12 protein-coding genes are annotated in these 9,977 nt (G+C 65.9%); 4 read left to right on the top strand and 8 right to left on the bottom strand.

Features of this window, described 5'->3' with window-relative positions; translation table 11 throughout:
* The 4 genes from AC1D12_RS14320 to AC1D12_RS14305 form a co-directional block, all read right to left on the bottom strand.
* The coding region (locus tag AC1D12_RS14320) for a branched-chain amino acid ABC transporter permease (protein WP_477841089.1) at positions 1–615 on the bottom strand (615 nt) is incomplete at its 3' end.
* A gap of 22 nt (positions 616–637) precedes the next feature.
* Positions 638–1,921 (bottom strand): ABC transporter substrate-binding protein, encoded by a 1,284-nt coding sequence (locus AC1D12_RS14315; protein ID WP_477841088.1) that lies wholly within the window; start codon positions 1,919–1,921, stop codon positions 638–640.
* A gap of 40 nt (positions 1,922–1,961) precedes the next feature.
* Entirely contained in the window at positions 1,962–2,756 is a 795-nt protein-coding gene (locus AC1D12_RS14310; protein WP_477841086.1) for a putative hydro-lyase, read from the bottom strand.
* A 125-nt stretch (positions 2,757–2,881) separates the two neighbouring features.
* The gene (locus AC1D12_RS14305; RefSeq protein ID WP_477827645.1) at positions 2,882–3,811 is read right to left on the bottom strand and encodes a LysR family transcriptional regulator; all 930 of its coding nucleotides are present in this window, start codon (positions 3,809–3,811) and stop codon (positions 2,882–2,884) included.
* 82 nt (positions 3,812–3,893) lie between these two features.
* On the opposite strand from AC1D12_RS14305, the gene AC1D12_RS14300 reads away from it, so the two are divergent.
* Both AC1D12_RS14300 and AC1D12_RS14295 read left to right on the top strand, forming a co-directional pair.
* Entirely contained in the window at positions 3,894–4,346 is a 453-nt protein-coding gene (locus AC1D12_RS14300; RefSeq protein WP_047506144.1) for a MarR family winged helix-turn-helix transcriptional regulator, read from the top strand.
* A gap of 141 nt (positions 4,347–4,487) precedes the next feature.
* Positions 4,488–5,450 carry an alpha/beta fold hydrolase gene (locus AC1D12_RS14295; protein ID WP_477827646.1) on the top strand — a complete coding sequence of 321 codons (963 nt, stop codon included), beginning with the start codon at positions 4,488–4,490 and terminating at the stop codon, positions 5,448–5,450.
* A gap of 43 nt (positions 5,451–5,493) precedes the next feature.
* Here the strand turns inward: AC1D12_RS14295 and AC1D12_RS14290 are convergent, their stop codons facing one another.
* From AC1D12_RS14290 to AC1D12_RS14275, 4 genes are read right to left on the bottom strand one after another with little or no spacing between them, the layout of a single operon-like run.
* Positions 5,494–6,033, bottom strand: coding sequence for a hypothetical protein (locus AC1D12_RS14290; protein ID WP_465113347.1), 540 nt, complete (start codon positions 6,031–6,033; stop codon positions 5,494–5,496).
* A gap of 57 nt (positions 6,034–6,090) precedes the next feature.
* Complete coding sequence (locus AC1D12_RS14285; RefSeq protein WP_465113346.1) at positions 6,091–6,543, bottom strand: hypothetical protein; 453 nt, start codon at positions 6,541–6,543, stop codon at positions 6,091–6,093.
* On the bottom strand, positions 6,543–7,130 hold the full coding sequence (locus tag AC1D12_RS14280; RefSeq protein ID WP_465113345.1) for an RHS repeat-associated core domain-containing protein: 588 nt from the start codon (positions 7,128–7,130) through the stop codon (positions 6,543–6,545). Before AC1D12_RS14280 ends, AC1D12_RS14285 begins: the two co-directional genes overlap by 1 nt.
* The gene (locus AC1D12_RS14275) at positions 7,127–8,206 is read right to left on the bottom strand and encodes a transglutaminase family protein (RefSeq protein ID WP_477825037.1); all 1,080 of its coding nucleotides are present in this window, start codon (positions 8,204–8,206) and stop codon (positions 7,127–7,129) included. Before AC1D12_RS14275 ends, AC1D12_RS14280 begins: the two co-directional genes overlap by 4 nt.
* A gap of 174 nt (positions 8,207–8,380) precedes the next feature.
* Between AC1D12_RS14275 and AC1D12_RS14270 the strand changes: the two genes are divergently transcribed.
* Together AC1D12_RS14270 and AC1D12_RS14265 are read left to right on the top strand one after the other, a co-directional pair.
* A complete protein-coding gene (locus AC1D12_RS14270) occupies positions 8,381–9,355 on the top strand; it encodes a TRAP transporter substrate-binding protein (RefSeq protein WP_477841084.1) in 975 nt (324 codons plus the stop codon).
* 8 nt (positions 9,356–9,363) lie between these two features.
* Positions 9,364–9,873 carry a TRAP transporter small permease gene (locus AC1D12_RS14265; RefSeq protein ID WP_477841091.1) on the top strand — a complete coding sequence of 170 codons (510 nt, stop codon included), beginning with the start codon at positions 9,364–9,366 and terminating at the stop codon, positions 9,871–9,873.
* The last annotated feature ends 104 nt before the right edge of the window (positions 9,874–9,977 follow it).

Raw genomic sequence — 9,977 nt, 5'->3', positions numbered from 1 at the left:
GGCCGCGCCGGCACAGGCCGCGCCGATGCCCCAGGCGAGCCCGAACATGCGGTGCGAATCGATGCCCATCAACTGCGCGGCCTCCTTGTCGGCGGCGGTGGCTTCGAGCGCCGCGCCGAGGCGGGTGCGCGTCAGGAAGAAATGCACCAGCGCGGTGACCGCGATCGCGCCGACGCCGGCCACCAGCTGCGGCTGGCCAAGCTGGATGCCGGCCAGCTTGACGCTGCCGCTGACCCACGAGCCCTCGATCGAGCGGAAGTCGGGCTTCCACAGGAACTGCGCGACGCCGCGCAGCAGGATCATCAGCCCGAAGGTGGTGAAGATCTGGCTGAGCATCGGCGCATCGATGATGCGGCGGATCACGAGCTTGTACAGCAGCACGCCGAACGCGAACAGCATCAGCACCGTGAGCGGCAGCGTGAGCATCGGGTCGAGCGCGTACAGCGCGAACAGCCAGAAGCTCGCGTACATGCCGAGCATCAGGAACTCGCCGTGCGCGAAGTTCACGATGTCCATCACGCCGAAGATCATCGTGAGGCCGATCGCGACCAGCGCGTAGATCAGGCCGATCAGCACGCCGGATGCGAGGGTCTGGAGAAGGATCTCTGCAGTCATGGTGGACGTCCTCGCGGCCGGTTTACTTGCGCTGGTCCCACTTCGGCATCGGCCAGGTCACCTCGCGCGTCGCGAGGTTGAACGGGTACACCGTGTTGTACTTGCCGTCGACGATCTGCACCAGGATGCCGCGGCCCAGCGTGTTCTGCCCGGTGCTGTCGAACTTGACGCCCTTCCACGGCATGATCAGGTTCTCGGCGCGCAGGTCGGTTTCCGACAGTGCCTTGCGGATCGCCTCCGGCTCGGTGGACGCGGCGCGGTTGATCGCATCGGCCAGCACCATCAGCCCGGTGAAGGTGCGCGACGAGTTGCCGGTGAAGTTGGCCTTGTAGCGCGCGAGGAACAGGTCGTTGACCTGCTTGATCAGCGGGTTGCGCGTGGCCAGGTCGAGCGCCCACACCTCGCGCGTGATCACGTACTCGGCATCCTTGCCCAGCGTCTTGATGAACTCGGTGTCGGTGAAGCCGGCGTTGTTCGCGAGGATCATGTCCGGCGAGAAGCCCAGCTCCTTGTAGGTCTTCATCGACAGCAGCGCATCACCCAGGTACGACGACTGCATCACCAGCGACGGGTTGCCCGCCTTCAGCGTCTGCACTTCCGACGTGAGCTGCGTGCTCTTGGCCGGGTAGGTCACCTGCTTGACCAGGTTGTAGCCCTTCTCCGGCGCCAGCCTGGCCTGCAGCTTGGTGGTCTCGTTGCCCCACAGCGTGTTCTCGTTGAAGGTCGCGATCGCGCCGATCTTGAAGTTCTTCTTCGCCTCCAGCTCCTTCAGGAAATCGAAGAAGTTGTGGACGAACAAGTCGTCGTRCGGCGTGGTGCGGAAGAACCACTTGAAGTTGCGCGCCGTCAGCGAGGCCGACGACGACTCGGGGTTCAGGAACGGCACGCCGTAGCGCTCGGACACCTGGCTCGCGGTGGCAGTGACGTTGCTGTTGTAGGCGCCGACGAGCGCGACCACCTTCTCCTGCGTGATCAGGCGCTCGGCCTCGGTCGCGCCGGTCTGCGGGTTGCCCTGGTGGTCGGCGAACACCAGCTTGATCTTCGCGCCCTTCAGCTTCGGCAGGCCGCCGCCGGCGGCGAACGGCAGGTCGGCGACACCCTTCGCGCCGTTGTTGATGATGTCGGCGGCCAGCTCCAGCGCATTCTTCAGCTCGGCGCCGGTGGATGCGGCCGGGCCGGTCAGCGGGTAGATCACGCCGATCTTCACCTCGGCCGACTGCGCGCGCGCGCCGGTGCCGAAACCCAGACCGAACAAGGTGGCGCCCAGCGCCTGGAGAACGCTTCTGCGGGGCTGCGGATGTTGCATGGGGACTGCTCCTGGACGAGGTTGAAGGAAGAACGGGAACTCAGAGGCTGGCGATGTGGGTGTTCAGCAAATCGGTGATCAGCATCGCGCCGGGCGCGTGCGTGATGCAGAACTCGGGGCGGGCCTGCGTGATCGCGGCTTGCGGCGTCACGCCGCAGGCCCAGAACACCGGCAGCTCGTCGGGCATCACATCGACGGCATCGCCGTAGTCGGGGCGGGCGATGTCGGCGATGCCGATCAGCGCCGGGTCGCCCAGGTGCACCGGCGCACCGTGCACCGACGGGAAGCGCGACGTGACCTGCACCGCACGGATGGCGTCAGCAGCCTTCAGCGGGCGCATCGAGACCACCATCGGCCCGTGGAACGGCCCGGCCGGCACGGTGGCGATGCTGGTGCGGTACATCGCGACGTTGCGGTTCTGCGCGACGTGGCGCAGCGGCACGCCGGCATCCAGCAGCGCCTGCTCGAACGAGAACGAACAGCCGATCACGAAGCTCACCAGGTCGTCGCGCCACAGCGTGCCGATGTCGGTGACCTCGTCGACCAGCTCGCCGCGGCGCCACACGCGGTAGCGCGGCACGTCGCTGCGGATGTCGATGTCGTGGCCGAGCGTCGGAAGCATCGGGTCGCCCGGCTCGGAGACGGCCAGCACCGGGCACGGCTTCGGGTTGCGCTGGCAGAAACGCAGGAAGTCGTTCGCGAGCGCCTGCGGCAGGATCACCAGGTTGCCCTGCACGTGGTCGTCGGCCAGGCCGCTGGTGTGGCTGGCATGGCGGCCGGCGCGGATCTCGGCACGGGCTCGCGATGCGCTGGAAGACGTTTGTTCAGGCTTCATGACAAGACCCTGGCGGCAGATGGGTTTGCGGATGGAGCGGATTGTGTTGGCCTMGGGCACGCTGCCGCAAACAAGAAATTTTTCGCTCAGCTCATCGATTTTTTCGATGATCCAAGTTGGGGTTTTCACCCATTCTTGGTGCGCTTCTTCGGTGTCTTCGCACCGGTCTTCGGCACGCCGATGTAGTCGAACACGGCGTCGAGCACGTCGATCGCCACCGACGAGGTCGGGTCGTCGCGCCAGCTCGCATGCACCGGCAAGGGGAACAGCGGCACCTCGCAGGCCAGCGGCTTGATCGGCAGGCGCTCGGCGAGCCGCAACACGGCGGCCAGCGGCAGCGTCGCGACGCCGATGCCGCCCTCCACCAGCTGCACCATCGCCGAGATCGACGAGATCGCATGGACCCGCCGCGGCTCCAGCCCCGCCTCGCGGAACAGGTCGAGCAGCGCGACGTGCGGCTGCGAGCCGCGCTGGAAGGTCAGCAGCTCCAGCTGCGCCAGGTCGGCGAGCGTGTAGCGGCGCTTTCGGTGCAGGTCCTTGTGGCCGACGAACACCATCTCCATCGGCGGCAGTGCGCGGCTGCGCAGGTTCTCGCCCGAGGTCGGCAGCGCAGCGAAGGCCAGGTCGAGCGCGCCGCGCTGCACCTGGTCGACCAGCACCGGCGTGGTTTCGACCGTCAGCTCGAGCGCGAAATCGGGATTCGTGCTGCGCATGTGATGCACCCAGTCGATCAGCCAGGAGTGCAGCACCGACTCGATCACGCCGATGCGCAGCGAGACGGTGCGCTGCGCGCCACCGGCCCCGGCGCCCATCTCGGCCTTGATCTCGCGGTGCAGCGCGAGCAGCCGCTGCGCGTGCGTGAAGAAGCGCAGGCCGCCCACCGTCAGGCGGAACTGCTTGTCGCGCCGGTCGAGCAGCAGCACGCCCAGTTCTTCTTCGAGCGCGGCGATGCGGCTGGACATCGCCGACTGCGTGATGAACAGCTTCTCGGCGGCGCGCGACACGCTCTTCAGCGTGACGACCCAGTAGAAGGCTTCGACGAATCGGTGGTTCATGCGGGCATTGTGGGCACGGGTCCGATCGCTGGAGTTGATAAGTTGCTTGCAAATAGATTGCACGCTATGTATTATTCGCCCCATGGCACGCAACACCCCCTTCCCCCAGCAACTCGACCAACAGCTGTGCTTCGCGCTGTACTCGACGATGCTGGGCTTCAACAAGGTCTACCGCGACCTGCTGAAGGACCTGGGCCTGACCTACCCGCAGTACCTGGTGATGATGGTGCTGTGGGAGCGCGACGACCTGACCGTCGGCGAGATCAGCGAGCGGGTGTTCCTGGATTCGCCGACGCTGACGCCGCTGCTGAAGCGCCTGCAATCGTCCGGCCTGATCGACCGCACCCGCTCGGCCGTCGACGAACGCCAAGTGCTGGTCACGCTGACCGACGCCGGCCGCGCCCTCAAGGCCCGTTCGGCGCACCTGCCGCAGTGCATCGCCACCGCCGCCGACATGCCGGTGGCCGAGATCCTCGACCTGCGCGACCGCCTGCTGGCGTTGCGCGGCCGCATGTTCGGGCACGCAGCGGCCTGACGCGGCGCTCTGCTTCTCCCCTCCTCCTTCCTTCACCCTCGACGACCGATGCCATGACRCACGACACCAAGACCTGATTTTTACTTCGTACACGATCTTTTCGTAAGCGCAATACATCCTTTCTTCATCCAGGAGCCTCACATGAATGCATTCACCAAATCCCTGATCGCTCTCTCGGCCGTCGCCGCTTTTGCCGGCGCCGCGAACGCCGCGCAGAAGGCACCGGCTGCCGCCAAGCCGGCGGCAGTTGCCGCCCAGCCTGCGGGCAGCTACATCACCACGAAGGACGGCGTGCAGCTGTACTACAAGGACTGGGGCCCGCGCGATGGCCAGCCGGTGATCTTCAGCCACGGCTGGCCGCTCGATTCGGACAGCTGGGAATCGCAGATGCTGTTCCTGGCCGACCAGGGTTACCGCGTGATCGCCCATGACCGCCGCGGCCACGGCCGATCGAGCCAGCCCTGGGACGGCAACGACATGGACCACTACGCCGACGACCTGGCCGCGGTGATCGAGGCCGTCGACCTGAAGGGCAGGAAGGCGGTGCTGGTGGGCTTCTCGACCGGCGGCGGCGAGGTGGCGCGCTACATCGGCCGGCATGGCACCGGCAAGGTGGCGAAGGCGGTGCTGGTCTCGGCCGTGCCGCCGCAGATGGTCAAGGGCAAGGTCAACCCGAACGGCGTGCCGATCGAGGTGTTCGACGGCCTGCGCAAGGCGCAGATCGAGAACCGCTCGCAGCTCTACAAGGACGTCGCGAGCGGCCCGTTCTACGGCTTCAACCGCCCCGGCGCGAAGGTCTCGCAAGGCCTGATCGACAACTGGTGGCTGCAGGGCATGACGGGCGGCCACAAGAACACGCTGGACTCGATCAAGGCCTTCTCGGAGACCGACTTCACCGAGGACCTGAAGAAGTTCGACGTGCCGACGCTGGTGATCCACGGCGACGACGACCAGATCGTGCCGATCGACATCTCGGGCCGGGCGTCGGCGAAGCTGGTCAAGGGGGCGCAGCTGATCGTCTATGCGGGCGCGCCGCACGGGCTGACCGACACGCACAAGGAGCGGTTGAACCAGGATCTGCTGGCGTTCATTCGCAAGAACTGAGCGTTAGCGGGTGCCATCGGGGGATGACTCCGTCGATGGCACGTCACGGGGTGTCGGCCAGGAGGATGCTGCTGAGACTGCCTGTGTCGCCCAAGCAGAAGAAGTTGAACAGCGTGTCGTTCTCGATCTCGTAGACGAGCCTCGTTCGGCCGAGCCGGGGGGAATGGTTGATATCCGATCCGCCCTCGACTTGATCCGTTCGATGCGGAGGGCCCAGAACGCGCTCGATGTCACTGCGTCGTTGCCCAAGCGAGATACCGCGTTCTGTGGCCATCGGCCCCATGTCGATCTTCGGAGGAACACGAAGCGCACAGAGCTCAATGCTGCTGATCAGGATGCTCACCAACTCCGACGACCGCTGCGTCGAGGCGTGATCGAACGTGACGAGAACCCACCGCGGCGAAGCGTCAAGGAAGTAGCAGTGGCGATGCAGCCCGGGTTCATCCGCGTCCGTCAGCAGCATGCCTGGCCCGAACCTCCGCACGAAGGCCTCTTCCGTCAGCTGCGGGTCACGCAGGCATATGGCGCCAGCACAACGCTCAACCGGCGTCTGAGCGAGTGCGGGGACGGCAAGCCAGATCAAGCCACCACCGAGCACCGTTCGAAACAACCGCCTTGAAGACCTCATCGTCCGTGGACCTCAGTTGGGAATGACCCGCCCATGAATCAACGCGTCGGACAGATCAGCAATCTCGCGCGCGACGTCTCCCTCGCTCATGCAGGCGACACCCATCGCGCCGGTACACAGACGCCGGACGTCACCGGGCTGAATCTTCCGCAGCAGCGGCAACATTTCCGCCCCCTTTGACAGGATGGCTTCGGTCCTGCTCTCGCCGCCACCAGCATCGATTCGAAGCACTACGGTCCGGGCCAAGGCTTCTGCAGATGATTTCGTCCGGGAGCGCTGCAGGAGGAGGAACGAGAACTCCAGAGAGGAACCCAGCGTGCCGCGTACCTCTGTGTCGAGGTGCGGTGTGGACGCCAGCACCTTCACGATCTCGAAAATCAACTCTCCCCCGATGCGGTCTTGCTCCTCGTCTTCCGGCGCAGCCATTGCCGGAAGAGCAAGAAGCAACAAGGTCGCCACGGTCATCAATCGACCACGCACATCACACTCCCAGGTTCCGAGTCAATCAGGCTGTTCAGATCGGCGACCGTACTCGCTGTCCCGGTCACGCACCCCTCCGAGCAGTAGGGAGCCGCCGTCGAAGGTCCGAAAGGATTCAGGCAGCTGTGTGTCCGAAAGAGATCCCGGCCGAACGGCGTTGACGACAACGGCGGCAACGGCGCCAGTGTTCGCCCTCCGGGCTTGCCGGTCTTGCCTCCACTCCAAAGCCAGCACCCTCTCGGAATCGGCCCGACGCTTTCCATGCTTTCGCAATCCGCATTGTTCTTGCACCCGGCCACGCTGTTGTTGCCGGAAGCGAAGGTTCCGGACCACGTGAACTTCTCACTCCCATTGCGCATGCAGTCCATGCGCCCCGTGCTGACGGAGTAGACACACGTTGCCAGTCCTTGCGGATCGACGTAGCTCAATGGATTCCCGTCGACGTAGGTGTAGGTGTTGACCCCGCCCGCCAATCCAATCGGATCGCTCTCCACGTAGCGCGCAGCTGCAGCCTGCGGCTGACAGAGCGCCACAAACAGAAGCGGAACGGCGAAAGCCGATGCGATGTTCATTTCGTCTTCTCCAGTTGAGTTGCCTTTGCCTTCGCGGCGCGCTGACGAACCGCCGCGTCCTGCGCCTCATCCGCCGGTCGCCAGCCGAGCGACCATGCGCGCTGGAACAGAGCCCGAAGCGCGACCTCGTGCCTCACGAACGACGCGCGTTCTGCAGCCGGCATGTCGTCGGGCGTCGCATACCGATTGACGAGCAGGTTGCTGAACCAGAGCGACGCGGCGTGCTGGTGAAGGATGACCGCCACGTCCCGCGGGTTGTGGTCCAGCGCCATCCGGGACATCTTCAGCTGCAGTTCGCGCAGCCCCTGCCGCTCGTAGAACTCCAGCAAGGTGCCGACCATGACGACCACCGATTCCTTCCTGCTCGACGGCCGCATGTAGACGCCGCCGGCAACGGCCTGGTCGGTCATCAGGAACTGCTGGCGCGTCCACACATCTCGGGTGAACCCCGCTCCGCTCGTCGCCTCGAGGTTGAACAACTCGCCTCGCTCATCGCGGTACTTGACGAAGACATGGTTCGGCGCCGTCGCGAGCGTGAGATCGATGCCCTGCTTCTGCCCCAGCACGACGAACAGAATCGGCATCGAGATGCAGCTCCCGGCGCGGGTCTCCAGATGAACGGTCAGCAGCTTGTTGCGCAGGTTCCGGCCTAGCGGATCGTCGAGGTCGTAGTGATACGGCCGGTGCCCGATCCACGCGTTGGCGGTGTACAGGTGCTGGCGCAACACCTCCAGCTTCAGCCGCGAGGGCGCGCCGACCGGAATCGCCGCCTTCAAGCTTGCCGCCATCGCATCCAGGCTCCGCAGCGTGGCCTGCGCGTCGACGGAGGGATCCATCAGTCGATCGATCGACAGCTTGGCCGAGGCTAGATCGATATCGGACTCCGGCTGCGACAGGATCCCGCGCACGACGGCCAGGTCCCCATCGTGCGCGCCGACCGCTCGGCGCTGCGCGGTCGCCGGTACCGACATCGTCACCAGCGCCAGGCAGCCGATGAGAGGCGGTACTAACCAGCGCCGTATCAGCCCACGAATCCGTCGCCTGCCGCAGCGCTGGCTCGACCGCACGTTGTCCATGTCATCTCCCTGAGTCGGACTTCGCGGGCGAGTCTTGGCGGCGACTTTGCAGAGATTTTGCAGATGCCCTCGGCGACCCCGATGGAACAGACCTTGCTAAAGCGTAGAAGTCCGTATGGTCGTCCGGCCCCGGCTTCCGTACCCTGGCCGCCATCAATCCCTGGAGTACCTCACATGCGCGTGCGTCTTCCGCTCCTGGCCTGCCTGTTCTCGGCCGCCCTCGCCGCCCCGGCCTGGGCCCAGACCAAGTGGGACCTGCCCGCCGCCTACCCGGCCAGCAACTTCCACACCGAGAACCTGACCCAGTTCGCCGCCGATGTCGACAAGGCCACCGGCGGCAAGCTGAAGATCACCGTGCACGCCAACGCCTCGCTGTTCAWGGCGCCCGAGATCAAGCGCGCCGTGCAGGGCGGCCAGGCGCAGATCGGCGAGATCCTGCTGGTGAACTACCAGAACGAGTGGCAGATCTTCGGCACCGACGGCCTGCCCTTCCTGGCCGACAGCTACGACGAATCGGCCAAGCTCTACAAGGCGCAGAAGCCGGTGCTCGACAAGAAGCTCGCCGAGCAGGGCATGCTGCTGCTCTACGCGGTGGCCTGGCCGCCGCAGGGCATCTACGTGAAGAAGCCGATCAACTCGGCGGCCGACCTGAAGGGCGTCAAGTGGCGTGCCTACAGCCCCGCCACCTCGCGCATCGCCGAGCTCGTCAACGCGCAGCCGGTCACGGTGCAGGCGGCCGAGCTGTCGCAGGCCATGGCCACCGGCGTGATCGAGTCGTACATGTCGTCCGGCTCSACCGGCTACGACACCAAGACCTACGAGCACATCAAGTACTTCTACGACACCCAGGCCTGGCTGCCGAAGAACGCGGTGCTGGTCAACAAGGCCGCCTTCGACGCGCTCGACAAGCCCACCCAGGCCGCGCTGCTGAAGGCCGGCGCCGACGCCGAGGCGCGCGGCTGGGCGCTGTCGAAGACCAAGAACACCGAGTACCTCGAGCTGCTGAAGAAGAACGGCATGACCATCCTGCCGCCGTCCGCGCAGCTGAAGACCGACCTGAAGAAGGTCGGCGACACGATGCTGCAGGAGTGGTTGCAGAAGGCCGGCCCCGAAGGCCAGGCCATCGTCGACGCCTACCGCAAGCCGTGAGCGCGGCGCTGCGCCGCGGGCTGGACGCGCTGTACGACGCCAGCGCCGCGCTTGCCGCGGTCTTCATGGTCGGCTTGCTGGTGGCGGTGCTGCTGTCCATCGTCAGCCGGCAACTGCACTTCAACGTGCCCGGCGTCGACAGCTACGCCGGCTACCTGATGGCCGCCACCGGCTTCCTTGCGCTSGCCCACACSCTCAAGMAGGGYGAGCACATCCGCGTCACGCTGCTGCTCAACGCGCTGCACGGCGTGGCCCGCCGGCGCCTGGAGATCTGGGCCCTGGGCGCCGCGAGCGCCCTGGCGGCGCTGGCCGCGTTCTATGCCTGCAAGCTCGCCTGGCAGTCGTACGTGTTCCACGACATCTCGACCGGCAACGACGCAACCCCGCTGTGGATCCCGCAGCTGAGCATGGCCGCCGGCAGCGTGGTGCTCGCGGTCGCGTTCGTCGACGAGCTGGTGCTGGAGATCCTCGGCCGGCGCGTGGTGCCGGTGTCCGAAGAGGCAAGCCGCAATGAATGACCTGCTGGTGACGACGCTGCTGATCGCGTCGCTGTTCCTGATCCTCGGCAGCGGCGTGTGGATCGGCCTGACGCTGTCGGGCGTCGCATGGATCGGCATGCAGC

The organism is Rhizobacter sp. P1_G5, assembly GCF_056405435.1.
Note: the sequence above shows the minus strand (reverse complement) of the source record. Positions and strands in the feature narration are given on the sequence as shown.